The 26,102-nt window shown below is 45.9% G+C and carries 25 protein-coding genes and 1 other annotated feature; of the genes, 13 read left to right on the top strand and 12 right to left on the bottom strand.

What is annotated here, in order from left to right; genetic code table 11:
- Positions 1-8: 8 nt before the first annotated feature.
- Positions 9-737, bottom strand: a complete 729-nt coding sequence (gene pgeF, locus A8140_RS03115) for a peptidoglycan editing factor PgeF (protein WP_005536552.1) — start codon at positions 735-737, stop codon at positions 9-11.
- A gap of 1 nt (position 738) precedes the next feature.
- Positions 739-1,716 carry a 23S rRNA pseudouridine(1911/1915/1917) synthase RluD gene (rluD, locus tag A8140_RS03110; protein ID WP_005425317.1) on the bottom strand — a complete coding sequence of 326 codons (978 nt, stop codon included), beginning with the start codon at positions 1,714-1,716 and terminating at the stop codon, positions 739-741.
- A 136-nt stretch (positions 1,717-1,852) separates the two neighbouring features.
- Here rluD and A8140_RS03105 point away from each other — a divergent pair, with 136 nt between their 5' ends.
- From A8140_RS03105 to yjjX, 5 genes are all read left to right on the top strand, one after another.
- Positions 1,853-2,581 (top strand): outer membrane protein assembly factor BamD, encoded by a 729-nt coding sequence (locus A8140_RS03105; RefSeq protein ID WP_005425318.1) that lies wholly within the window; start codon positions 1,853-1,855, stop codon positions 2,579-2,581.
- A gap of 142 nt (positions 2,582-2,723) precedes the next feature.
- A complete protein-coding gene (locus A8140_RS03100; RefSeq protein WP_033000683.1) occupies positions 2,724-4,193 on the top strand; it encodes an MltF family protein in 1,470 nt (489 codons plus the stop codon).
- Positions 4,194-4,569: 376 nt separating this feature from the next.
- On the top strand, positions 4,570-4,896 hold the full coding sequence (gene hpf, locus A8140_RS03095) for a ribosome hibernation-promoting factor, HPF/YfiA family (protein WP_005425319.1): 327 nt from the start codon (positions 4,570-4,572) through the stop codon (positions 4,894-4,896).
- 108 nt (positions 4,897-5,004) lie between these two features.
- Positions 5,005-5,126, top strand: a sequence feature (Phe leader region).
- A gap of 13 nt (positions 5,127-5,139) precedes the next feature.
- Complete coding sequence (pheA, locus tag A8140_RS03090) at positions 5,140-6,318, top strand: prephenate dehydratase (RefSeq protein WP_005533293.1); 1,179 nt, start codon at positions 5,140-5,142, stop codon at positions 6,316-6,318.
- 42 nt (positions 6,319-6,360) lie between these two features.
- Entirely contained in the window at positions 6,361-6,894 is a 534-nt protein-coding gene (yjjX, locus tag A8140_RS03085) for an inosine/xanthosine triphosphatase (protein ID WP_033000294.1), read from the top strand.
- Positions 6,895-7,008: 114 nt separating this feature from the next.
- Here yjjX and trpR read toward each other — a convergent pair whose 3' ends face one another.
- Complete coding sequence (gene trpR, locus A8140_RS03080; protein ID WP_005425333.1) at positions 7,009-7,311, bottom strand: trp operon repressor; 303 nt, start codon at positions 7,309-7,311, stop codon at positions 7,009-7,011.
- A gap of 13 nt (positions 7,312-7,324) precedes the next feature.
- Positions 7,325-9,271 (bottom strand): transglycosylase SLT domain-containing protein, encoded by a 1,947-nt coding sequence (locus tag A8140_RS03075; protein WP_033000290.1) that lies wholly within the window; start codon positions 9,269-9,271, stop codon positions 7,325-7,327.
- 374 nt (positions 9,272-9,645) lie between these two features.
- Between A8140_RS03075 and ettA the strand changes: the two genes are divergently transcribed.
- The 3 genes from ettA to A8140_RS03060 all read left to right on the top strand — a co-directional run bounded on the left by ettA (position 9,646) and on the right by A8140_RS03060 (position 12,972).
- Positions 9,646-11,313 carry an energy-dependent translational throttle protein EttA gene (ettA, locus tag A8140_RS03070; RefSeq protein ID WP_005425335.1) on the top strand — a complete coding sequence of 556 codons (1,668 nt, stop codon included), beginning with the start codon at positions 9,646-9,648 and terminating at the stop codon, positions 11,311-11,313.
- Between the two features lie 259 nt (positions 11,314-11,572).
- Positions 11,573-11,941, top strand: a complete 369-nt coding sequence (locus A8140_RS03065; protein WP_033000289.1) for a PilZ domain-containing protein — start codon at positions 11,573-11,575, stop codon at positions 11,939-11,941.
- Between the two features lie 29 nt (positions 11,942-11,970).
- Positions 11,971-12,972, top strand: coding sequence for a M23 family metallopeptidase (locus A8140_RS03060; RefSeq protein WP_005533285.1), 1,002 nt, complete (start codon positions 11,971-11,973; stop codon positions 12,970-12,972).
- A gap of 68 nt (positions 12,973-13,040) precedes the next feature.
- Here A8140_RS03060 and tyrA read toward each other — a convergent pair whose 3' ends face one another.
- The 3 genes from tyrA to nagZ form a co-directional block, all read right to left on the bottom strand.
- Entirely contained in the window at positions 13,041-14,168 is a 1,128-nt protein-coding gene (tyrA, locus tag A8140_RS03055) for a bifunctional chorismate mutase/prephenate dehydrogenase (RefSeq protein WP_005533283.1), read from the bottom strand.
- A 25-nt stretch (positions 14,169-14,193) separates the two neighbouring features.
- Complete coding sequence (locus tag A8140_RS03050; RefSeq protein ID WP_005425327.1) at positions 14,194-15,267, bottom strand: 3-deoxy-7-phosphoheptulonate synthase; 1,074 nt, start codon at positions 15,265-15,267, stop codon at positions 14,194-14,196.
- A 238-nt stretch (positions 15,268-15,505) separates the two neighbouring features.
- Complete coding sequence (gene nagZ / locus A8140_RS03045; RefSeq protein ID WP_005533282.1) at positions 15,506-16,489, bottom strand: beta-N-acetylhexosaminidase; 984 nt, start codon at positions 16,487-16,489, stop codon at positions 15,506-15,508.
- Between the two features lie 100 nt (positions 16,490-16,589).
- On the opposite strand from nagZ, the gene A8140_RS03040 reads away from it, so the two are divergent.
- Together A8140_RS03040 and murQ are read left to right on the top strand one after the other, a co-directional pair.
- Positions 16,590-17,702 (top strand): anhydro-N-acetylmuramic acid kinase, encoded by a 1,113-nt coding sequence (locus A8140_RS03040; protein ID WP_005533280.1) that lies wholly within the window; start codon positions 16,590-16,592, stop codon positions 17,700-17,702.
- Positions 17,703-17,763: 61 nt separating this feature from the next.
- A complete protein-coding gene (murQ, locus tag A8140_RS03035; RefSeq protein WP_005533278.1) occupies positions 17,764-18,690 on the top strand; it encodes an N-acetylmuramic acid 6-phosphate etherase in 927 nt (308 codons plus the stop codon).
- 69 nt (positions 18,691-18,759) lie between these two features.
- Here the strand turns inward: murQ and A8140_RS03030 are convergent, their stop codons facing one another.
- Both A8140_RS03030 and A8140_RS03025 read right to left on the bottom strand, forming a co-directional pair.
- Complete coding sequence (locus A8140_RS03030; protein ID WP_005533276.1) at positions 18,760-19,089, bottom strand: hypothetical protein; 330 nt, start codon at positions 19,087-19,089, stop codon at positions 18,760-18,762.
- A 105-nt stretch (positions 19,090-19,194) separates the two neighbouring features.
- Complete coding sequence (locus tag A8140_RS03025; protein ID WP_005533274.1) at positions 19,195-19,536, bottom strand: DUF2799 domain-containing protein; 342 nt, start codon at positions 19,534-19,536, stop codon at positions 19,195-19,197.
- Between the two features lie 315 nt (positions 19,537-19,851).
- Between A8140_RS03025 and A8140_RS03020 the strand changes: the two genes are divergently transcribed.
- From A8140_RS03020 to btsR, 3 genes are all read left to right on the top strand, one after another.
- A complete protein-coding gene (locus A8140_RS03020) occupies positions 19,852-21,336 on the top strand; it encodes a carbon starvation CstA family protein (protein ID WP_005425329.1) in 1,485 nt (494 codons plus the stop codon).
- A gap of 138 nt (positions 21,337-21,474) precedes the next feature.
- Positions 21,475-23,145, top strand: a complete 1,671-nt coding sequence (locus A8140_RS03015; RefSeq protein ID WP_005533271.1) for a sensor histidine kinase — start codon at positions 21,475-21,477, stop codon at positions 23,143-23,145.
- Positions 23,146-23,176: 31 nt separating this feature from the next.
- On the top strand, positions 23,177-23,905 hold the full coding sequence (gene btsR / locus A8140_RS03010) for a two-component system response regulator BtsR (RefSeq protein ID WP_005425324.1): 729 nt from the start codon (positions 23,177-23,179) through the stop codon (positions 23,903-23,905).
- A gap of 80 nt (positions 23,906-23,985) precedes the next feature.
- Here btsR and ispH read toward each other — a convergent pair whose 3' ends face one another.
- From ispH to lspA, 3 genes are all read right to left on the bottom strand, one after another.
- Positions 23,986-24,951, bottom strand: coding sequence for a 4-hydroxy-3-methylbut-2-enyl diphosphate reductase (gene ispH, locus A8140_RS03005; protein ID WP_029388716.1), 966 nt, complete (start codon positions 24,949-24,951; stop codon positions 23,986-23,988).
- Positions 24,952-24,975: 24 nt separating this feature from the next.
- Positions 24,976-25,407 carry an FKBP-type peptidyl-prolyl cis-trans isomerase gene (fkpB, locus tag A8140_RS03000; protein ID WP_005533267.1) on the bottom strand — a complete coding sequence of 144 codons (432 nt, stop codon included), beginning with the start codon at positions 25,405-25,407 and terminating at the stop codon, positions 24,976-24,978.
- A gap of 161 nt (positions 25,408-25,568) precedes the next feature.
- Positions 25,569-26,075, bottom strand: a complete 507-nt coding sequence (gene lspA / locus A8140_RS02995; protein ID WP_005533266.1) for a signal peptidase II — start codon at positions 26,073-26,075, stop codon at positions 25,569-25,571.
- Positions 26,076-26,102 lie beyond the last annotated feature (27 nt).

Genomic DNA, 26,102 nt, shown 5'->3' with positions numbered 1-26,102 from the left:
TGTAGTGATCAGTCTTCAATCCAAATAAAAGTGGCTTGTCGACCCGTCACACCATCGCGGCGATAGGAATAGAAGTCTTCTTTGTCTTGGAAAGTACACAGGCCTGAATCGAATACCTGAGCAATGCCAAGCTTATTGAGACGCTGAGTTGCAAGCTTGGACATATCCGCCAGCCACTTCCCTTCAACATCACGGGGAGTAAATGCTTGATGGGCTTGTGAGTCGAAATCCACAAAGGCTTGCAGGACATCTTCACCGACTTCAAATGCTTGAGGACCAATTGCAGGACCAAGCCACGCCATTACCTCACCAGAAAACAACTCGAGGGCGTTTTCAACGATACCATTTGCTAAGCCGCGCCAACCAGCATGAACGGCCGCAACTTGGGTGCCTTGCGTATTGGTTAATAAAACGGGCAAGCAGTCCGCTGTCATCGCTGAACAAACAACCTGACTTGAAGAAGTAAACACACCATCCGCATCGAGTACTTGCGTTGTTGGCTCACTAACTTGAGCAACCACTGTAGAATGGGTTTGATTCAACCAGATTGGCGCACTAGGCATCTTTGCTTCTTGCGCCAACCAGTCACGGTTCTTTTCTACGATGGACAAGTCATCCCCAACATGAGCACCAAGGTTAAGCCCTTGATAAGGCGCAGTCGAAAAGCCTCCGACTCTGGTAGAGGCGAAAGCTTTAACGTTTTTTGGTGCTGGCCAGTTAGGAATAATTGTCTTCATATTAGAACTCGTCAGGCAGACCGAACTCTTCTGTATCTTTACGTAGCGCTTCTGTCATTTCTACCATGTCATCCGGTACTGGAGCGTGAAACTCTAGCTCTTCACCAGTAACAGGATGATCGAAACGCAGCATTACCGCGTGCAGTGCTTGGCGGTCAAAACCACGGATCATTTCCGTTAGTTCCTCTGAAGCGCCTGTTGGGATACGAGCACGGCCACCGTATGCAGTATCACCTAGTAGCGGATGCTGTAGGTAAGACATATGAACACGGATTTGGTGCGTACGACCGGTTTCTAGGCGAAGACGGATACGCGTGTGTTCACGGAAGTGCTCCGCAACACGGTAGTGCGTTACCGCAGGTTTACCCATTGGAGCAACCGCCATTAGCGTACGTTTAGTAGAGTGACGACCAATTGGTTTATCCACTTTACCGCCCGCCGTCATACGACCGATTGCAATCGCTTCGTACTCACGAGTGATGTTACGTTTTTGCAGCGCGCGTACTAGACGAGTTTGTGCCGGGACAGTTTTCGCGACCACCATTAGTCCTGTAGTGTCCTTATCCAGACGGTGCACAATACCTGCACGAGGTACTTCTGCGATATCTGGGTAGTGATGCAGCAATGCGTTTAGTACTGTGCCGTCTGGCGTACCCGCGCCAGGGTGTACTACAAAATCACGAGGCTTGTTGATTACGATGATGTCTTCATCTTCGTAGACGATATCTAGCGGGATATCTTGTGCTTCCCAGCGTTCTTCATCTTCCAGCTCGGCTTGCAAGGTAATTTCCTCGCCACCCATTACTCTGGTGCGAGGTTTAGTGACAACTTCACCATTCACTTGTACTTTCCCTGCAAGCAACCACTCTTTCAAGCGAGAGCGAGAGAAGTCCGCGAATAATTCGGCGATAGCTTGGTCTAAACGTTGACCTAATTGGCTATCTTTTACGGTGTTGGTTAAAACAATCTGCTGAGCCATATCGAACTTTTTTAAAAACTGTGAGACTAATGCTCACGACTGTGGAAAAATAGACTATTACGTCATTGTATCTGTTACTGGAAAGAAAGTAACGGCAGCTTAAGAAATATTTAGATTCAAGGAACAGACTCCTGATATGAAACATCAGACTTTAACAGGCCTTTTAGCGGTATCCCTTCTGTTTGGCTGTGCAAGCAAAGAAGAAATCGTTCCTGATGTGCCACCTTCTGAACTGTATGCAGACGCGCAAACTTCTCTGCAAAGCGGTAACTGGCTTTCTGCCATCGAAAAATTAGAAGCTTTGGATTCGCGTTACCCGTTTGGTGCCTACTCTGAGCAGGTACAACTTGACCTTATCTACGCGTACTACAAAAACGATGACCTAGCATTAGGTCTGGCAACGATCTCTCGCTTTATGCGTTTGAACCCAACTCACGAAAAAATGGACTGGGTTTTGTACATGCGTGGTTTGAGCCACATGGCGCAAGACCGTAACTTCATGCATGACTTGTTCAATGTTGATCGTAGTGACCGTGATCCGGAGCCAGTGAAGAAAGCATTTGATGACTTCAAAAAACTGCTAGAGCGTTACCCAAACAGTCCATATGCGGAAGATTCACAGAAACGTATGGTGGCGCTAAAGAACCGTCTTGCAAACTACGATCTAGCGACGGCAGACTTCTACTTGCGTCGTGAAGCTTGGATTGCAGCGATCAACCGTTCTCAAGAGCTTCAAAAAGCGTTCCCTGATACAGAAGCGGCGCGCAAATCACTTGAGATTCAGTTAGAAGCCTACAAGCAATTGAAACTGGATGACGCCGTTGCAAGAACGGAAGAGCTTATCAAGCTTAACCCAGCAAACTAATCCTAAACCGCCATAGCCCAAACTGTGGCGGTTTTGTTTTCAACCCTCATCAATTTTGTCTTATCCTTTCTCGTTACCACATTCACTTACTTGATGGTTTTTTAAGCAACACATATGCTTAAAGTTCTCCTCCACCATTAACATGGATGTGAACGTGACCCTATCAAAGCTATGGGCGGGACTGTTGATCCTACTCTCCACTTCGAGTTTTGCGCTCGAACTGTCCCCTCTAAGACAACCTCCTTACACCGGCGATCTCGACATTATTAAAGAGAAAAATGTTCTGCGAGTTTTGGTGTCTGCCGATCTTGGTTTCTATTACATCGAAGGTGGGGAGCCAAAAGGCATTGGTGCAGAGTTACTGGCTCATTTCGAAAAAGATCTTCGTAAACTTAAACCTAAAATCAATATTCAAATCATTCCCGTTTCTAGAGATCAGCTACTTCCCTCACTAGAACAAGGCTTAGGGGATTTAGTCGTCGCTAACCTCACTATCACCGATGCGCGTAAGAAGTCAGTTAGCTTCAGCGATCCTGTTATAACTGGAATTCAAGAATGGGTGGTCACCGATAAAAACACACCAGCAATGACCAAGATTGAACAACTGAGTGGTAAGGAGATTTGGGTTCGTGCTAGCTCAAGCTATTTTGAGAGCATTCAAGCCTTAAATAAAAAGCTAAACAAAAAAGGCTTGCCCCCAGTTGTGGTGCATTTTATCGAAGAAACACTACAAGATTACGAATTGGTGGGGATGCTAAACAATGGCTATGTCAAAGCCATCGTACTAGATAGTCACAAAGCCAAGCTGTGGATGAACTTTATGGATGGCATCCGTACGCACACCAAGATTCCTATTCGCAAAGGCGGCGAGATCGCTTGGGCCATGCGCCATGACAGTCCTGAGTTAATGAAAATCGTAAATAAGTTCATTCGCACCGCCAAATCCGGAACCTTACTTGGCAACGTCATTTACGGTAAATACATCGACAATACCAATTGGCTCAATAAAGCGCTCAACCCAAAAAAGATTGCTCAACTTGAAAAACTCTCTTCTTTATTTTCTAAGTATGGCGAGAAATATGATTTCGATTATCTGCTCATTGCAGCGGTAGCGTATCAAGAGTCTGGGTTCGACAACAACTTAGCCTCCAGTCGTGGAGCAGTCGGCATCATGCAGATCTTACCAAGTACAGCGAGTGACCCTAATGTAAACATTAAGAACATTCGTAACTTAGAAAATAATGTCCATGCGGGCGTAAAATACATGGCGTTTCTACGTCGCTATTACTTCAGTGATGATGCCATCAGTAAAGAGAATAAGCTCTATTTAACGTTAGCGGCATACAATGCGGGGCCAGGGAATATAGAGAAAATGCGTAAGCGCGCGGCTCAACAAGGCTATGATCCGAATGTCTGGTTCAATAATGTGGAAGTGGTTACGCGGCGAAGTTTAGGAGAAACCGTCAGGTACGTGGCCAATGTGAACCGCTACTATGTGATCTACAAACAGTTAGAAAGCCTTGATCTGGCGAAAACACTCGACAGCGTTCTACTCGTGCCAGATGACCCCATCTTTATGACTCCCTTACGAAGAGTCAGTCAAACGCCCTAAGTAACAAACCTCAAGCCAAAAAACCAAAAACGCCGCTCAAAGCATGAGCGGCGTTTTTGAATCTAACTTACTGTGCACTTTAAGAGTGATCTGATTCACATCTTTGTTCTGGTTGATTTTTGACTAACTAGAATTACAGGCCGTATAACTCCCCTAAAAACGGGTTGGTTTTCAGCTCAGTACTCTATCCAATCTAATGATTTCGAATCCGATAACAAGCAATTTTCACATAAATCTGAGGAGATCTTGAGTGAGATCACATTCATTTTTCATCTCGAAAAACCCAATCAAAAACGTGATTTATATCACATTCTTTTCTCCTCAAAGCGGTAATCTGAATTCAACCCATGAGGGATGACACAGAGGAAAAACATTTATGACAATGAACATCACTGGTAAAAACATCGAAATCACCTCTGCAATCCGTGCTCATATTGAGAGCAAATTTAAAAAGCTGGAGAAATGGCAGGTAGACATCATCGGATGCCAAGCAACTTTCAGTGAGGAACCAAATAAACAGAAGAAATTCGAAGCCATTATTAAAGTTCCTAAAGGCCAGCTAATCGCCTCAGCAACTCACGAAGATCTTTACGCAGCTATCAATGAAGTGGAGCAAAAACTAGAACGACAACTGAATAAGCTGACCCACAAACCAGAAGCTCGACGTGCAAGTAAGCCTGAGCTAGTGGAAGAAGAAGAGTAAACGCCCCAGATTGAGGAAGTAGCGCCGAAAGGCGCTATTTTTTTGCTTGACGCTCCCCGCCTGCTTGCTTATTGTGTTTAAACACTCACAAATTAAGCACTATTTATGCATTCAACAAACCTGTTTCTTTTTGACTTCTTTTTCCTTCCATAGTTGGAGGGGCTAACTCGTTTGTGAAAGAAAAGTCAAAAACAAACAGAAAGCCTCCCACATCGGGGGGCTTTTTTTATAAGGAAAGAATTGATGACTGACCAACCTATTTCCCTGGAAGAAATTCGTTTACGTTTGAATGAGCTCGATGACGAGCTTTTGAGCCTATTATCTGAGCGCCGCAAACTCAGTATTGAAGTAGCAAAAAGCAAAGTTCAAACTTCGAAACCTGTTCGTGATGCAGTCCGTGAGCAACAACTTCTGGTAAAACTGATCACCAACGGCCGTGATAAATACGAACTCGATGCTCAGTACATCACCAAACTTTTCCACACCATTATTGAAGATTCTGTCCTTCTTCAACAAAGCTACCTACAAAACCTCGTTAATCCACTGCAAAGCCGTAAACCTCTTGCTCGTGTTGCTTTCCTTGGTGCCAAGGGCTCTTATTCACACCTTGCTAGCCGCGAATACTTCAGCCGCAAGAACACAGAGCTAATTGAACTTAACTGTGAACACTTCAAAGAAGTAACTCAAACCGTCGAATCTGGTCATGCTGATTATGGTGTTCTGCCAATTGAAAACACCAGTTCAGGCTCTATCAATGAGGTCTACGACCTACTGCAACACACGACGCTGTACATCGTTGGTGAATTAACTCAACCGATTGAGCATTGTCTCGTAGCGACTAAAGACATTCGTCTTGAAAACATCAAAACGCTTTACTCACATCCGCAGCCACACCAGCAATGCAGCGAGTTCTTAAGCCGTATGAAAGGTGTGAAGTTAGAGTCTTGTGCAAGTACTGCAGATGCGATGCAAAAGGTACAAGAGCTTAATCGTGATGACGTAGCAGCAATCGGCAATGCTTCAAGCGGTAAGCTTTACGGCTTGCAAGCGATTCAAGGCAACATCGCAAACCAAACTGAAAACCATACTCGTTTTATCGTCGTTGCTCGTAAACCGGTTGAGGTATCCACGCAGATTCCAGCTAAGACAACCCTGATCATGTCGACGTCACAAGAAGCAGGCTCACTGGTTCAAACACTATTGGTTATTCAGCGTTACGGCATCAATATGACCAAGCTAGAGTCACGTCCAATCATGGGGAATCCATGGGAAGAAATGTTCTACGTTGATCTCGAATCTCACCTTGGTTCTAACGAGATGCAACAAGCGATTGATGAGCTAACAAAAATCACTAAGCACTTGAAAGTACTGGGTTGCTATCCAAGTGAGAACGTAAAGCCAACTCAAGTAAAACTAAGCTAATTGACTATTGTAAGTAAAAAGAACATGGTAGGTAAAAAGATCATGGCAACCCAAAAAGTCGTTATCGCGTCCCTAAACCCAGCAAAAATCAAAGCGGTAGAGAGCGCTTTTCAAAGTGCTTTCTCAGAGCAAAGTTTTGAGTTTGTTGGTGTCAGCGTTCCAAGTGAAGTCGCAGATCAACCGATGTCGAATGAAGAAACTCATCTCGGCGCATTGAACCGAGTCCGTAACGCAAAAACAGAAATGCCGAAGGCGGATTTCTACGTAGGTTTAGAAGCAGGGATTGAAGGAAAAGTCACTTTTGCTTGGATGGTGATTGAGTCCGACACACATCGTGGGGAATCACGCTCTGCAAGCCTGATGTTGCCACCTGAGGTATTACAAAAGCTGGAACATGCCAATGAGCTTGGGGACGTGATGGATGCAGTGTTTGGTACCGACAACATCAAACAGAAAGGTGGTGCAATTGGTTTGCTGACTCAAAACCAACTAACGCGCAGTTCGGTCTACCATCAAGCTTTGATTCTGGCGTTGATTCCGTTTACCAATCCAGAGCATTTTCCGGCTAATCTATAGCAATAAGGCGCTTATTAAGAGTATTGCAGCTCATAAACCTGAAAAACATATATTAAAAAGGGCGGTAATTCCGCCCTTTTTGCTGTCTGTAACTCAGAGAGTTCGACCCAAAGATTATTGGGCACCCTGCTCTAGTAATGTCTTGAGTTTGTCTTTGTCCGTATCCGACTTCGACTTTAACTCATTTGAACCACGAGTGATGGTGGCAATACCCACTCCAAGCATTTGACTGATTTGGCGCTGAGAAAGCTCGCCCTTGAGCAGTTCATTCAGAATGTTGACGCGTGCAGTAAGCGACTCTCTCTCATCTGGCGTCATCAACATGGTTAACAACATCTCATGTTGCTGGTTATCCACGCTAGAACGGATCAGTTCGACAATCTGTTGCCAGTCTTTGTACTCAGGTTCGTGTGACATCAAGTTACCTCACTCAATACTTGGTATTGATCTCATTTGGGGTCAAGAACGAACCGTCTACACCTAAAAGGTCACGGTAGTATGTCTCAAACATCAAAATGTTCTGCACATAACCACGCGTCTCTTTAAATGAAATCGCTTCAATAAAGGAATAAGCGTCGACTTTTCCTTGAGTTCGCTCTCGCCACATTTTTACTCGGTTAGGTCCTGCATTATAAGCAGCGAGCGCGAAAATACGATTATTATCGTAATCCTCCATCAAACCTTGTAAGTAGTGACTGCCAATCTCAATGTTCTTACCCACGTTATAAAGGTCTTGTGTCCCTTGATATTTGAGCTTGTACTTGTTCGCCGTGTACTTCGCAGTCGCTGGCATAATTTGCATTAGACCACGAGCCCCCACTGGAGAACGCGCTTCCGAGTCCAAAGCACTTTCTTGTCGTGCTAACGACATCATCGTAATTGGATCGATGTTGTGCTTCTCAGCATAGAAGTTGAACCACCAGCGATGCGCCACCGGGAAACGTAGCGGGATGTTATCCCACATTTGTGCTTCTATACTCGCGATAACAGTAAGATTGTGCCAACGCTTAGATGCTGCATAGGCTGCTAGCTGAGCTTTCTCATCTTTACCGACACTGCGGAGTAAGTGCGCCCATTCGCTCTTTGCTGCCGCAATCTTATCAGTTTTAATCAACTCATGGATTCGGGCCAACGACTTTTGGTACGGCTGTATGACTTTCTTGTCTAGCTTAACCGAGCTTGATGGATACTTGATTGACTGACCTATCGTATTGGCAGCAGCGACGCTGTAAAAGTTACGCTGGCCAACCAGTTTTGCTAAACGTTGCTTACCTGCGACTTCATTACCAAGCGCAATCTCACTACGTCCTAGCCAGTATTGCCACCGAAGAGTCGCTTGCTCTTGTTCATTCAGTACCGCAATCCACTTCTGTACCCCTTTCCAATCGCCATTTTGAATCGACAAACGAATGCGGCTTTCAATCAGAGGCAGATCTTGGCTGGTTTTGGTTTTGTCATCACGCCACTGAGCAAGTGAATCTGACTCAGTACGAATCAAACGAATCGCAATGTAATCGGCTAATGCTTGCGCTTTTTCTGAAGAGAACTTTTGTCCTTTCACTACCGCCGCATAAGCCTCTTGTGCCTGCTTGGTGTTCTTACGTGCAAGTTTCTCGAGTGCATATTCACTCTGAGCGCGATTGAAATCATTCGCAGGTTGCTTCTTGGCAAATGCAGCGACCGTTTCTGGCTTATCAAACAACGCTTTCATTGCTTTAGCTTGTTGCTTCGCTTTAGCCGATTCAGGCAGTTTTTGCAGGTAGCTAATCAAGCCACCATTGCGCGCATCAAACGCCAACAACATGCGTTGCAGAATCAATTCATCGGTACGCTCCCCCGCTTTTTCCCAAGCGGAGAACAACGGATCACACTCGTCGGCGATGCTCTTTCCACGCAACCACATATGCTCAGCGCCTTTAAATGCGGCGACTTGCTTACCTTGTTTTAATTGAGCAACGTAGAAAATACATTGGTAACGCTCGCCACTTGGCTCCACTTTCTGGAACTCGGTAATGGTTTTCCAATCTTTCTGACGATAAAGGTTATCTAAGTAAGGGGCGCGAATTCGACGTGAGAATGGAAAAGCCTCGTGGTCACTAATAAATTCGTCTACCTGTTGTGGAGACTTACTCGATAATTGCCTCAGAAACACCCGATAATCCACATAAGGGGTGAGTGGATAACTGGCGATTTTAGAACGGATAGACAAATAGCCATCGATGTCATTCTTGTCCAATAAATCTTGAGCTTGTTCATAAACTTGGCGCTGTTTTTCTAGGCTCAGCGCAGCGTTTGCTGACACACTTACCGCACATAAAGCGGCTGCGTAGCATACTCTTTTAGCCAATTCCGATACGTTGAATCTCATGTGCGTCATTTTCCCCAGACGTTTCTCACTTCATTTCTCACCACTGGTGAATACAGGCGTGGCAAGTCATAAAGCATATACATCTATTTACACCGTATTAAGTTCTTATTGTAAAGCGACTTGATGTAATAAATGTTGTACTCGTAAAACTTTAGAACCCTTTAAGGCAAATAGATTCCAGACAATTCATCCATCCTGATGAACAGTCAGTGTTTGCATTTAAGGTGAACAAGAAAAGTGTATACCCTAAAGTTGTGAGTTTCCGGTCAGCAATGAAGAAGAAATCACACGAGATGCTAATTTCTTGCAATCCGGTAACAAAACTCAAGGAGTTGGTATAAAATAGACGCTTTGAATGACAGTTAATTTAGGAACGATCGGCAATGGCTGAATACGTATATACCATGTCGCGGGTGAGCAAAATCGTGCCACCTAAGCGTCAAATTCTTAAAGACATCTCTCTAAGCTTCTTCCCAGGTGCAAAAATCGGTGTTCTAGGTCTGAACGGTGCGGGTAAATCAACTCTGCTACGTATCATGGCGGGTATCGATACTGATATCGATGGTGAAGCGCGTCCACAACCTGGCCTAAACGTAGGTTACCTACCTCAGGAGCCAGTACTAGACGAATCAAAAACGGTTCGTGAAATCGTTGAAGAAGCCGTTGCAGATGTTGCTGGCGCACTTAAGCGCTTGGATGCGGTATACGCTGCGTATGCAGAACCAGATGCAGACTTCGACGCACTAGCAAAAGAACAGGGTGAACTAGAAGCGCTAATCCAAGCGAAAGACGGTCACAACCTAGATAACGCGCTAGAGCGTGCTGCTGATGCACTTCGCCTTCCTGAATGGGATCAAAAGATCCAACACCTATCAGGTGGTGAGCGTCGCCGTGTGGCTATCTGTCGTCTTCTTCTTGAAAAACCAGACATGCTACTACTCGACGAACCAACCAACCACTTAGATGCGGAATCTGTTGCATGGCTAGAACGTTTTCTAGTTGATTACACTGGTACTGTAGTTGCGATTACCCACGACCGTTACTTCCTAGATAACGCAGCGGGTTGGATCCTAGAACTTGACCGTGGTGAAGGTATTCCATGGGAAGGTAACTACACCTCATGGCTAGAGCAAAAAGATGCGCGTCTACAACAAGAAGCGTCGCAAGAAAAAGCTCGTCAAAAGACCATCGAGAAAGAACTTGAATGGGTTCGTCAAAACCCTAAAGGTCGTCAGGCGAAATCTAAAGCACGTATGGCGCGCTTTGAAGAGCTACAAAACACTGACCACCAAAAACGTAACGAAACCAACGAACTGTTCATCCCGCCAGGTGAGCGTCTAGGTGATAAGGTAATCGAAGTGAATAACCTGACTAAGTCATTCGACGGTCGTGTTCTTATCGATGACCTATCGTTCAGCATGCCTAAGGGTGCAATCGTGGGCATCATCGGTGCCAACGGTGCAGGTAAATCGACTCTATTCAAGATGCTGAGCGGCACTGAGCAGCCAGACTCAGGTACGATTGAGCTAGGTGAAACAGTGAAATTGGCGTCTGTTGAGCAGTTCCGTGACTCAATGAACGACAAGAACACGGTATTCCAAGAGATTTCTGAAGGCGCTGACATCATCAAGATCAACAACTTCGAAATCCCAGCTCGTGCTTACTGTTCTCGCTTTAACTTTAAAGGCTCAGATCAACAGAAAGTGATCGGCGAGCTTTCTGGTGGTGAGCGTAACCGTGTACACCTTGCAAAGCTGCTTAAAGCTGGCGGCAACGTACTGTTACTCGATGAGCCAACCAACGACCTTGACGTTGAAACACTACGTGCACTAGAAGAAGCACTACTAGAGTTCCCTGGCTGTGCAATGGTTATCTCGCACGACCGTTGGTTCCTAGACCGTATTGCTACGCACATCATCGACTACCGCGATGAAGGCCAAGTTAACTTCTACGAAGGTAACTACAACGAGTACATGGAATGGCTGAAGAAGACCCTTGGTCCTGAAGCAGCTGAACCACACCGCATCAAATACAAGCGTGTATCGAAGTAATTTCGGTTATAAGGTGTGTGTGCGGTATATCACCTTGCGCTCACCTCTGCTTGTAATTCGTACAAAGGTCGCTATCATAGCGGCCTTTGTTGTATGTGTTGCATAAATAGCTCGAAGCACCTCTCAAGTAGGTCAAGAGCATGACCATTAGCCAACCCAACTCTGTAGCTATCTCGACATTTTAAGAACAAAAATCGAACAAATTTTGTACTATTTGATATAGTCTTTCACTTGTTTGAATACTTTACGAGAAAGCTCTATGACGGAGAGACGACGCTTTTCACGCATCATCTACCAAGTACCTGCTCTAATTGAGCAAGGAAACTTGGCAATGCAAGCTACGATTCCAGACCTTTCATTGCATGGCTTGTTATTAAAAGTTGAAGATGCAAAACCGTTGGATTCATTACTTCCGGTAGAAGTGGGGTTCTCATTTATCCAATCAGAACAGATGATGCAGCTAAGTGCTGGTATCGTTTCGATTGCAGGCAATGAGATTCGGCTAAAGATAAGCAACATAGACATCGAAAGTATTAGCCAACTAAAACGATTTATAGAATTGAATGTAGGCAATAACGAGCTTCTGAATCGAGAGTTAGAGCATCTTTCCGATTTAGGAGAAAAATAAATTGAGCGCCTACTTTAGTAACAATAACCATGTCTAAAAAAATCATCATGCATATCCCGACAAAAGACGGGAATCAGCAGTTTCATTTGGGTCGCCTTTCGATCCTAACCATCTGTGCATCCGTTGTTGCATTGCCCGCAGTCGTCGGCGGCGCATGGTATCTGAACCAAAAGCAAGTTCATGATACGCAAACCCTTAGTCAGACCATCGCTAAGCTTGAAAGTGAAAAAGCAGAGATCACTGCGCTTTACGAAGAACAATTGGATACCAACCACTCACTGTCTCAATCTCTGACAGACAAAAACAACCAGATTCAACTGCTAGGCAAGCGTGTATTCGACGTGGAGTCTGTATTGGGTCTTGCTGATGAAGAGTTAGTGGGTGAAGAGAATAACCTCGCGTTAGAGGAACGTATCGATGCTGCCGCTATTGACTCGGCCGTTCGAGCCACCATGTTCCGTTTGATTCCCAACGATAGCCCGATGACATATCAGCGCATCTCATCGCCATATGGCAGCCGAATTAATCCAATTTCGGGTAAACGTCATGTGCACACTGGCATCGACTTAACCTGTAAGCGTGGCGAAGAGATTCTTGCGCCAGCGGATGGTGTTGTAGAGACCGTACGTCCAAGTAATCGCGGCTACGGCAACTACCTAACGTTACGCCACTCGTTTGGTTTCTCAAGCTCGTTTGCCCACCTCAATAAGTTCAGTGTGAAAAGCGGTGAGTTTGTCAGTAAAGGCGATGTAATTGCGAAATGTGGTAACTCGGGTAACTCAACCGGCCCGCACCTGCATTACGAAGTACGCTTCCTAGGTCGCACATTAAACCCACGTTACCTAATGGACTGGACACCGGAGAACTTCAACTCCGTGTTTGAAAAAGAGAAGATGGTAAAATGGGGCCCATTGGTTCAGTTAATTGACAATGTCGTTCGTCTGCAAATCAATCTAACCAACTCTCCATACCGTGATACCAGCATCAGCACAGTATCAAGTGAAGACAACAGTGGCACATCGACCAACTGATTTTTAAAAGCCTTCAGAATAAAAAAGAGCAGCCCGAGAGCTGCTCTTTTTGTATTTAAAACTGGTACTTATCCACGGTGGATGTTGTCGTTCGCTTGTTTGAGTAAGTTCTGACTCTCATTCATAAATTGCTGCGAGTAATCACCAAACCAGTCACTCACTTGTTCGAAGCTTTCGACAAACTCAGCCTTATCTTTACTGTCTAAAACAGACAACGCTTCACCAAAGCGTTGGTGGAAACGCTTAATCATGTCGATGTTTTCTTGTGATGAAAGAATGATGTCACCGTAGAGGTTTGGGTCTTGGCCAAACAGACGCCCTACCATCGCTAGCTCCAAACGGTAAATCGGCGAGCTCAGCTTTAATAGTTGTTCAATGTTCGGATTCTCTTTGCTTAAGTGCATACCGTAAGCGAAAGAAGTGAAGTGGCGCAGCGCCTGAATCAGAGTCATGCCATGATCGTGCTCTTGCGCATCGATTTGGCACAAGCTTGCGCCCCAAATTCCAAATTGTTGCAATAGCCATTGGTATTGATCATTACCACGACCGTCACAGTAGACAATCACCTGCTTCGCTAGGCTCGGTACATCTGGGCCAAACATTGGGTGCAAACCAACAACTGGACCTTGGTGCACATTTAACATTGCTTGCAGCGGCTTAGACTTGATAGAAGTCAGATCACACAGAATGCAGTCTTTTGGCAGGTTACCAAGTTTTTCAATCACACCTTCTGTTAGATGAATCGGCACAGTAACCACAACCAGGCCCGCATCTTTTAGAATGTCATCCGCGTGATCCCAATCTTTGCTGCCCAGCACCTTTACTTGGTAACCAGAGAGTTTGAACATTCGGCCAAACAGACCACCTAACTGGCCATTACCACCAATAATGACCACTGAGCGCAATTCTGGGTTCAAACACTTAAAACCGGAATCTTTCTCGCTGGCATAAGACTCACGCATGGTTCGACGAAGAATGTCTTCAATCAGCTGTGGAGGAATCCCCATTTTTTCAGCTTCAGCTCGTCGTGACGCCAGCATGGCAGCCTCACGATCTGGGGCGTAAATTGGCAAACCGTGTTCGCTTTTTACTTCACCCACTTTCTCTACTAGTGCTAAACGTTGTGCCAGTAGCTCCAACATTTGCTTGTCGACCGCATCAATTTGATCGCGTAATGCGTTAAGTTCAACTGCCATTGATGTTCCTTAAATAAGTTCCGTTTTAGCCTTTAAGGCGATTCTCTAAGAAAGGCACCAGCTCTTCGTGTGCATGACGTAATAGTGCCTCAGTTGAATCCCAATTGATACATGCGTCAGTGATCGATACGCCGTATTTCATCTCTTCAAGTGCTAGGTCTGAAGATTGGTTACCTTCATTGATATGACTTTCAATCATCAAGCCGATGATTGACTTGTTACCTTCACGGATTTGGTGAATCACGTCTTCGGCAACCAATGGCTGACGACGGTAATCTTTACGTGAGTTTGCATGGCTACAATCCACCATCAATGAAGCATCAAGGCCAGACTTCGCCATCTCTTGCTCACACTCGTTAACCGATACTGAATCGTAGTTAGTTTGCTTGCCGCCGCGCAGAATCACGTGACCATTCGGGTTACCTTGCGTCGTTAGTAGCGCTACTTGGCCCTCACGGTTAATACCCATGAAACGGTGGCTAGAAGAGGCCGCTTGCATCGCGTTAACAGCGGTTGCTAGGCTACCATCCGTACCATTCTTGAAGCCAATCGGCATAGAAAGGCCGCTTGCCATCTCACGGTGTGTTTGTGACTCAGTCGTACGAGCACCGATCGCAGCCCAGCTAAAGGTATCCGCAAGGTATTGCGGGCTGATTGGGTCAAGGGCTTCTGTTGCTAGTGGGATTTCCATCTCAGCCAATTCAACCAGCAGCTCACGACCAACATGCAGACCATGTTCAATGTCGAAGCTGCCATCTAGGTGTGGGTCATTGATCAGGCCTTTCCAACCAACCGTGGTTCGAGGCTTCTCAAAGTAAACACGCATTACAATATACAGTTGGTCGCTTAGTTGTTCAGAAAGAGCTTTTAGACGCTTAGCGTAATCCTTCGCTGCCTCTACGTCATGGATAGAACATGGCCCACATACAACGAGTAGACGATGATCTTTCTTGTGAATGATGTCAGCGATAGTTTGACGAGACTCTTGAATAAAACGACGCGCTTTTTCACTTAGAGGAAGCTTCACTTTTAGCTCCTCTGGCGTGATCAGTACTTGTTCTTCGCTGATGTTGATGTTGCTCAATTCACTTCTTTGCATAACCTTGACCTGTATATTTTTATTTACACCCAACCAATTCCTTGGTGAGGAAACTAAGCTTTATCGACAAGATAACAGGCTAAAAAAGAATTACAACCGTACACAATAAAAAACATTTGGTGTAAATTTTAATTTACATCAAAGAAAAAGCCGAAGTACAGAGCACTTCGGCCTTAAATGGATGTTTTTGGAAGTTTACGTCTCACCCTGAACAAACCATTATTCAGGGGTGAGATGGTTAGCCAATCAATCGCTTCATAGCTTCAGAAGCGTCTTTCCACTCTTGCGAACGTTTTAGCTCACTTAGAGAAAAGCTTTGCTTTTTCAATAAGGCATCAGCTAGAGGAACAGAAGTAATTGGTAGATTATCAAGCACCTCAACTTGCGCATCGCGCTTGTTACAAACCAGCAGCATATCGCAGCCAGCGTTTAATGCTTGTGCGCCACGCTGAGCTGGGCCACCCATGATCGCAGCGCCCTCCATGGTCAAATCATCAGAGAAGATCAAACCTTTAAAGCCAAGCTGCTGGCGCAGGATTTGTTTTAGCCAATACTCAGATCCACTTGCTGGTTGGTCATCATAATTTGGGAAAATCACATGAGCAGGCATCATCGCGTCTAAGATGCCAGCATCGATTTGCGCTTTGAAGATCGCCATGTCTTGCTCAAAGATATCGCTACGCTCATCGTATGGTGTCTCTAGGTGTGAATCAGCAATCACACCACCATGGCCCGGGAAATGTTTGCCCGTCGTCGCCATACCGACACTCTTCATACCCTGCATATAAGCGGTGCTGTGACGTAAAATGGTGTCCAGATCCTCACCAAAGGCACGGCTGTCAATCGCTTTACACTGGTGACCTTTATCTAGTACTGGTGCGAAGCTTAGGTCGATGTCATGAGCAATCAACTCAGCAGCCATCAACCAACCGCCCAGGCGAGCCAGCTCTTCACTATTTTGGTGTTTGGCGTATTCGTCTGCCGCAGGAATCAGAGAAAAACCTTCACGGAAACGCTGAACGCGCCCGCCTTCTTGGTCAACACCAATCAAAATCGGACGTTTCGCCGCTTTGCGGATAGATTGGGTAAGAGCTTGAAGCTGCTTGCTGTCGTGGTAGTTACGCGTAAATAAAATCAAACCACCAACCGTTGGATGCTCCAAAATTTCTCTGTCTTCTGCAGTCAGTTCATAGCCTGCAACATCAACCCATAACGGTCCCATTTTTTCTCCTCAAAATCGGCTGAATATCTCGTATTCGATGAGGTTATTCGCTTCAGAATTGCTTTACAATAAGTGAATCGAAGAATTGACGGAATTGGCTGTGAATCTTAACAAACTGTATATCGGTGTGATGTCTGGAACCAGTATGGACGGTGTAGACACCGCACTGGTTGAAATTGAAGATAACCGTGTTCGCTTGCTCGCACGCGATGATTACCCAATGCCCGCTCATGTTAAGCAGACGCTACTGTCGGTTTGCACTGGGCAAGACACGAACCTTAAAGCCATTGGTGAGCTCGACCATCAACTTGGCCATCTGTTTGCCGATGCGGTTTTACAGCTACTGGATAAATCCGGCTATTCCGCTGAGCAAATCCGAGCCATTGGCAATCATGGGCAAACCGTGTTCCACCAGCCAACAGGCGATCTGCCCTTCACCACCCAACTGGGTGATGCCAACATCATTGCCGTTAAAACAGGCATTGATACCGTGGCGGATTTTCGTCGTAAAGACATGGCGTTAGGTGGCCAAGGCGCACCGCTCGTCCCAGCTTTCCATAAAAGTATTTTTTCCATGCAAAATTCCACCACCGTGGTACTTAACATCGGTGGAATTGCCAATATCTCGGTACTTCATCCTGAGCAGGCGGTGATTGGCTATGATACCGGCCCGGGCAACATGTTGATGGATACATGGTGCGAGCAGCATACCGGACAAAGCTTCGACAAAGACGCGCGTTTTGCTCTGCAAGGTAACACCGATGCCGCACTGCTCACTCAGCTCTTAGCAGAACCTTACCTCACCATGTCGGCGCCCAAGAGCACTGGTCGAGAGCTGTTCAATATCGATTGGCTGCATCATCAGTTAACTGACCACAATACCTCAACACAAGATGTACAACGCACGCTGTGTGAATACTCGGCGAAAACCATTGCAAGCGAAGTAGAGAAATTCACTTATGGCCAGCAGCCACAGCTGTTGGTGTGTGGAGGTGGTGCGAGAAACCCGCTACTGATGCAGCGTTTAGCGGAACTTCTGCCGCAGTGGCAAGTCGCAACAACGGATGATAAAGGTGTTGATGGTGACTATATGGAAGCCATGGCGTTTGCTTGGCTTGCTCAGCGACATATTGACGGGCTGCCAAGCAACTTACCTGAAGTGACTGGTGCGAGCCGTCTTGCTTCACTGGGTGTGCTCTATCCTAAAAACTAAATTCGTTGTGCCAGATACAGCGACAAAAAATCGAAATCAGTATTCAAAGGCTTAAACCACTATGACAAATGACGCGCTTATTGCTGCTCTTGCCCATCTTGTATCAGAGGGGCGCAACCCAGATACGATGGATATCGATTTATTACCCTCTCTAGACATTGTTCAGAGACTGAATCAGCAAGATAAACTCGTACCGCTTGCGGTGGAGAAAGTACTACCAGAAATCGCACTCGCGGTAGATAAGATCACCGACGCGTTTAAAGTCGGCGGTCGTCTGGTTTATATGGGTGCAGGCACCAGCGGTCGTTTAGGTGTGCTTGATGCATCGGAATGTCCACCAACATTTGGCGTATCTGACAAGATGGTGGTTGGTCTGATTGCGGGTGGCCCAGAGGCGATTTTAAAAGCGAAAGAAGGTGCGGAAGACTCGCCTGTTTTAGGTGAGCAAGACCTAAAAGATATCGAATTCACAAACCTGGATGTTGTCGTAGGCATCGCTGCAAGTGGCCGAACGCCTTATGTCATTGGTGGTTTGGAATACGCAAACGAGATCGGTGCAACCACAATAGCGCTATCTTGTAATCCAGATTCTCCAATCGCCGACATTGCCGACGTCGCAATTAGCCCTGTTGTTGGCCCTGAAGCATTGACAGGCTCAACACGTTTGAAATCAGGTACCGCGCAGAAACTGGTTCTGAACATGCTGACTACTGCCAGTATGATCCGTTTGGGTAAGAGTTACCAAAACCTGATGGTTGATGTGAAAGCAACCAACAATAAACTCGTTGCACGCGCCGCACGTATCGTGATGCAAGCGACCGATTGCAGCAAAGAACAAGCAACCGAAGTGCTAAAACAAACGGATTATGAAGTGAAGCTGGCGATCTTAATGATCCTCACCGATCTTGATATTGAATCTGCTCGCGCGCATCTCCATCACCAAGACGGTTTCTTACGTAAAGCGGTGGAAAGCCATCAGCCTAAATAGTGAAATGATAGAGTCCAAGCAAACAAAAAGGAGACCTCAAGGTCTCCTTTCTTATTCTGATATCAAGATTTAGTCTTCATACAACCATTCATCAAACTCTTGGTTAAGCTTGTCATTTGCTTTGCGTTTGATGTGATCGGGGTTCGTTATGTTCTTCACGTTATCCACTTTATTGGTGTACTTACGCGTGGTTTGGTTTACTTCACGCTTAACCTGATTCTCCACATAAGTGCCATCGGTGATCTCTTTGATATTGCGCTTAGTGTGGTTGATGGTGTTGGTAATACGATGCTTGTCATGATCGCACTTACGCTTCATCTTAATCGACTCTTTCAACACGTTGGTCGCACCAACCGTTAAGGGCAACAATGCTAATGCGACCAAAAAATACTTCTTCATGTTTTCACTTCTGATTGAATCTGATATCACCAGTACACCAAAGCAATAAAATTCAAATGTCAGAAGATTAACAGGGAAAATTGCCGTCTTGATTATGAAACAGAACTAGTTACTGTATTCGTTCCAACCACGTTGCCATTCCATACGGAATTTTTGTGCCCCAGGCGTTCCCTCACATACACCTTCATAATTCTGCCCAGACAGACCCATTTGGTAAGCGAAATCTGGATTACAGTATTCTGTTACACCTTCTAGGTAGCCTTGGTCGTAGTCACCTTGCTTAGCATTACCGAGCTGATTGAGCTCTTTCACCGTACGAGAGGTATGCCCTGCAATACCATCTTGATAACCGATCTGATACCAATCACCAGATTGCGCCAATTCTTCCGTGGTTACCGCACATCCAGCGAGTAAAGCCAGCGCCAAGCCTAACGTTGCCTTTTTCATGATTCTTCCTTAACTAGTTGTTTTCCCAACAAGCTTATCACTAAAGCCTGTGCTTTGCCGCTGCTGTGTCGATTTTGCCTGCGAGTTTCTCCTACAACCACTCACGGTACATAACGACCACTGAGTACCGAATTTCACCGCTTAACGGATATCCCGACCACTGAACAAACGATAAAACCACTTAATCCTTATATCGACCACTCGCTTCTCTATTCGACCACTCATCCACAGAGCGAATGCGCTTAACAAAAGGGGCGCATAAGATACATCCTGAGCTTAAAAAATTACCTACCTATTAAACCAAGGACAATTGCTATGATGTGGTTTCTAACCTGTGTCGCAGCCCTCATCGGCGGATACTTCATCTACGGCGCTTTCGTTGAGAAAGTTTTCGGTATCAATGAGAATCGCCAAACGCCTGCCCATACTAAAACGGACGGTGTTGACTACGTTCCAATGTCAACCAAACGTGTTTACCTTGTTCAGCTACTTAACATCGCTGGTGTTGGCCCTATCTTCGGTCCAATCATGGGTGCGCTATATGGCCCTGCGGCAATGCTGTGGATTGTTGTAGGTTGTATCTTCGCAGGTGCGGTACACGATTACTTCTCAGGCATGCTTTCTGTTCGTAACGGTGGTGCATCAGTACCAACAATTACGGGTCGCTACCTAGGTAATGGCGCAAAACACTTTATGAACATCTTTGCCATTGTCCTATTGCTTCTCGTTGGTGTGGTATTCGTATCAGCACCAGCAGGTATGATCACAAACCTAATCAACGACCAAACCAGCTTTAGCGTTAGCATGACAACCATGGTTGTGTTGATTTTCGCTTACTACATCATCGCGACAATTGTTCCTGTAGATAAAATCATCGGTCGTTTCTACCCATTGTTCGGCGCACTACTGATCTTCATGTCTGTGGGTCTAATGACTGCAGTTGCGTTCTCTAGCGAGCACACAGTAATGGGCGACTTCCAAGTAAGCGATATGTTCACTAACTTGAACCCGAACGATATGCCTCTATGGCCTGCGCTATTTATCACTATCGCATGTGGTGCTATCTCTGGCTTCCACGCAACTCAGTCACCACTGATGGCGCGTTGTATGGAAAATGAGAAGAACGGTCGCTTCGTATTCTACGGTGCAATGATTGGTGAAGGCGTTATCGCGCTTATCTGGTGTGCTATTGCTCTGTCTTTCTTCGGTACACTTGACGGTCTTGCAGAAGCTGTGAAAAACGGTGGTCCTGGTAACGTGGTATACAGCGCGTCATTTGGCCTACTGGGTGTATTCGGTGGTGTGATTGCTTTCCTTGGTGTTGTTATTCTGCCAATCACATCAGGTGACACTGCATTCCGCTCAAGCCGCCTGATTCTTGCTGAATACTTCGGTATGGAACAGAAAACACTGCGTAACCGTCTTCTAATGGCTGTACCACTGTTCGTTATCGGCGGCATCCTGACTCAAGTAGACTTCGGTATCATCTGGCGCTACTTCGGCTTCGCAAACCAAACAACAGCAGTAATGATGCTTTGGACTGCGTCGGCTTACCTACTACGCCACAACAAGCTGCACTGGATTACGACAGTACCAGCCGTATTCATGACAACCGTATGTGTGACTTTCATTCTAAACAACAGCACACTAGGTTTCGGTCTGCCAATGCAAATCTCGACTATCGCGGGCGTTCTATTCGCACTAGCGGCAGCAGGTTACGTTATCAAGATTTCTAAAGGCAAAGGCGAGACAGAACTGGCTGACGAAGAGAAACCGCAAACAGCCTCAGAAACTGCATAATGAATACCTTCGCTTGCTAACCGATTCATTATCAATGTCTGGATAAACCAAGAGCCTGCCCAACGCAGGCTCTTTTTGTTTCTCTTCGAAGATTTAATTCACTTACAATAAAAACATCATTTTTAGGTTAGGTTCGCTATGGAACTGGTCATCTCCCTTTTACAACAAATGTGTGTTTACTTAGTGTTGGCTTACATGCTGAGTAAAACGCCGATCATTTTGCCTCTGCTGAGCATCTCCTCTCGCCTCAGCCATCGGCTCATTTGTTACGTGCTCTTCTCTGGCTTTTGTATTCTTGGCACCTACTTCGGATTACAGATTAACGACGCCATCGCTAATACACGCGCTATCGGAGCAGTAATGGGTGGCCTGTTTGGTGGGCCTGTCGTTGGTTTCGCGGTGGGACTAACGGGCGGTATTCACCGTTACACCCTTGGTGGTTTTACGGATTTAGCCTGCGCTATTTCGACTACAGCAGAAGGCTTGATTGGTGGCTTGCTGCATGTTTACCTCATCAAGCGCAACAAAGGTGCAATGCTGTTTAATCCAAGCGTGGTATTCAGTGTGACTTTTGTAGCGGAAATCGTACAGATGATTCTGTTGCTCGCCGTAGCCAAACCTTTCGACCAAGCCTATGAGCTGGTTTCAGCGATTGCGGCTCCGATGATCATTGCTAACTCCGTTGGTGCTGCTCTGTTTATGAGTATTTTGCAAGATCGTAAAACCATTTTTGAAAAGTACTCAGCGACCTTTTCCCGCCGCGCATTGAGCATTGCCGATCGCTCGGTCGGTATTCTGAGTACTGGCTTTAACAGCGAAAACGCCGATAAGATTGCCCGTATTATTTATGAAGAAACAAAGGTCGGTGCGGTCGCTATTACCGACCAAGAGAAGATTCTGGCTTTCGTTGGTATCGGTGATGATCATCATAGGCCAAATACTCCTATTTCATCGCAAAGCACACTCGATTCAATGGAGAAGAATGACATCATCTACCTTGATGGTAGCGAGCGACCATATCAATGTTCATTGGCGCAAGACTGCAAATTGGGATCTGCGTTGATCATTCCTCTGCGTGCAGGTAAAGAGGTAGTTGGAACCATTAAACTCTATGAGCCAAAACGCAAACTGTTCTCTACTGCGAACATGTCAATGGCAGAAGGCATTGCTCAGCTTCTATCGAGCCAAATCTTGTATGGCGATTATCAGCAGCAGCAAACCCTATTAGCTCAGGCAGAAATCAAACTGTTGCACGCTCAGGTGAACCCACACTTTTTGTTTAATGCGCTGAATACTATCAGTGCTATTACTCGTCGAGATCCAGATAAGGCGCGAGAGCTGATCCAAAACTTGTCGCACTTCTTCCGCAGTAACTTAAAGCAGAACATCAATACCGTAACGCTAAAGGAAGAGTTGGCACACGTGAATTCCTACTTATCTATAGAAAAGGCACGCTTTACTGATCGCTTAGAAGTTGAAATTGATATTGAACCAAAGCTTTTGGATATCAAGCTGCCGAGCTTTACTCTTCAACCGCTCGTTGAGAACGCCATCAAGCATGGTATTTCCAATATGTTAGAAGGCGGCAAAGTGAAGATTTACAGCCAAGCTCACCCACAAGGTGCACTGATTACGGTAGAAGACAACGCGGGAAGCTATGAGCCACCAAAAGAGAATCATTCTGGTTTGGGGATGGAAATTGTCGATAAGCGCTTATCGAATCAATTTGGGCGTGATTCAGCGCTAAAAATTACCTCTCAGCAGCACCAATTTACTAAAATGAGTTTTATCATTCCCCACTCGCGATAAGTACAGTGAAAACGCACAAAGGTAGTCTTGGATGTTAACCGCACTCGTCATTGATGATGAACAATTTGCTCGTGAAGAGTTAGCAGAGCTATTGGATGAAACAGGCCAGATTGAGGTGATTGGCGACGCGTCAAACGCCATCATGGGGCTAAAGAAGATCAATGAACTCAAACCTGATGTGGTGTTTCTCGACATCCAAATGCCACAGGTGACGGGCATAGAGCTGTTGGGCATGTTAGACCCAGAGACCATGCCTTACGTGGTGTTTGTGACCGCCTACGATCAATACGCTATCCAAGCCTTTGAAGACAACGCGTTCGACTACTTACTCAAGCCCGTTGACCCATGCCGTTTGACAAAAACCGTCAAGCGCCTGAACAAAGTAATGAGTCAATCCGCGCTCACTCAGCAACTATCAGCCATCGCGCCCGAGAGCCTAGACCAGATACCTTGCATTGGACACAACCGCATTGTGATCATGGCAACCGAAACGGTTGAGTGCGCTTACAGTGACATCAGCGGAGTACATGTACGCTCCACCAGCCAAACCGCCAGCACACAGCTCACGCTAAAAACCTTGGAAGAGAAAACCCCATTGGTGCGTTGCCATCGACAGTATCTGGTCAGTATTAAAGCCATCAGCGAGATTAAGCTACTTGAAAACGGGCTGGCAGAAATCATCACCAAAACCGGCTTTGAGATCCCGGTGAGCCGTCGTTACCTAAAGGTGCTCAAGGAGCTGTTAGGTATCAGCAGCTAAGCTCAGGCTCTGATGAACTCGTGTAGCAATTCCCAATGAAAAAGGCGACCTTGTGGTCGCCTTTTGATGTTTGATTGGTCTTAATCGACTTGCTTAATTTGCAGTTCTTTTGGTACTTCGAAGAACATGTTCTCTTCACGACCAAGCACTTCATCTACTGCCTCAGCACCAACCAGTTCTTTGATGCGATCTAGGATTTGGTTTACCAACTCTTCTGGTGCAGATGCGCCGGCAGTCACACCGACTTTTACCTTACCCTCAAACCACTCTGGCTTGATGTCTTCTGGGCAGTCCGTTAAGTAGCCCGGAGTGCCTAGCTTTTCAGCCAACTCTTTTAAGCGAGTAGAGTTTGAAGAGTTCTTAGAACCCACAACGACCATCACATCAACATCAGCAGAGAGCTCACGCACAGCATCTTGACGGTTTTGCGTCGCGTAGCAGATATCATCTTTACGAGGACCTTGAATCTCTGGGAATACGCGGCGTAACTCTTCAATTACGTCTGCGGTTTCATCGACAGACAATGTTGTTTGGCTTACGTAGTGCAGATCCGATGGATCTTTTACGATCGATTTTAGCTTCTCAACATCGGCTGGCGTTTCCACAAGGTACATACCGCCCGTCTCGCTAGAGTACTGGCCCATTGTACCTTCCACTTCTGGGTGACCAGCATGACCAATCAGTACCACTTCCATATTTCGACGGCTCGCGCGCGCTACTTCCATGTGTACTTTGGTTACCAGCGGACACGTTGCATCGAATACTGTTAAATCACGAGACTTCGCTTCTTGGCGTACGGCTTGTGACACACCATGAGCGGAGAAAATCACAATGTTGTTGTCTGGCACTTCGTGCAATTCTTCAACGAAGATAGCACCACGCTGCTTTAGACCTTCAACCACAAAGCGGTTGTGTACCACTTCATGTCGAACATAGATTGGTGGCTGATACATCTCTAGCGCACGCTCTACGATGCTAATCGCGCGGTCAACACCAGCACAGAAACCACGTGGGTTAGCTAACAGGATTTTCATTTCATTGCTCATGGAAGTTATCTTTAATTTGGTTCGCTATTCTACTGACAAAATTTCGACTTCGAAAGTCACGTCTTGTCCCGCGAGTGGATGGTTGAAATCCACTGTCACTGAGTCGCCAGCAATCTCAGTAATGATGCCCGGGATTTCCATACCGTCTGGACCGCTGAATGCCATGATCGTGCCGACTTCAACTTCCGCTTCGCCAACAAATTTAGTGCGGTCCATATGGTGGATATGGTCTGGGTTCGGCATACCAAACGCATCAGCGGCTTTTAGTTCGATCGCCTTTTCTTCACCTACTTGTAAGCCTAGTAGGCATTGCTCAAAGTTCTCACTCAAACTGCCATCGCCCATCACGAATTTAGCAGGCTTACCCATATTGTGTGTGCTGTCTGCTACAGAGCCATCTTGCATTTTGATGGTAAAGTGCAGCGTTACTGCTGAATCTTGATTTATTGTTGTCACGTTACTGCTTCCTTGTTCTTGGGTTGTCCAGCGTTCTGTCTGATCACGTACTGTGATTGCTTTTTATTGTACGAAGATACGCGGATTGCGCTCCAACATAATAAAAAGCGTCGTTCGAATCAACGGACGACGCTTAGGGTTATTCGGTATATCGCAAAAGATTACTTGTTAGCATCCTTTTTGCGGAAGCCGTCAAGAATGATCATTGCCGCACCAATACAGATAGTCGTATCCGCTAGATTGAATGCTGGCCAGTGATAGCTGCCCCAGAAGAAGTCAAGGTAATCAACAACAAAGCCGTGAACCACACGGTCAAACACGTTGCCCACTGCACCACCAATAATCAATGCATAAGCGATGTTGTTCCATTTTTCTTTGGCTGGAAGCTTACTCATCCAGTAAGTCAAAAGACCTGTCACAACAAACGCGATACCAGTGAACAACCAGCGTTGCCAGCCCGCTTGATCGCTCAAGAAGCTGAATGCTGCACCGTAGTTATGAACATAAAGTAGGTTGAAGAATGGCAGCACCTCAATTCGGTTCGCCCATCCGTAGCCCATGTTGTCCATTACCACCAATTTGATGCCAATATCGGCAATAAATACCAGAATTGCTAACCATAGCCAGCGAACTCCAGATTGCTTTAACGTCAGTGCTTTTTCACTCATTACTTTACCTACAAACAGCCCCAGTAA

Origin of the sequence: Vibrio campbellii CAIM 519 = NBRC 15631 = ATCC 25920, from assembly GCF_002163755.1 — a bacterium.
Lineage (GTDB): Bacteria > Pseudomonadota > Gammaproteobacteria > Enterobacterales > Vibrionaceae > Vibrio > Vibrio campbellii.
The sequence above is the reverse complement of the archived record's forward strand: the minus strand, read 5'-3'. Positions and strand labels throughout refer to the sequence as shown.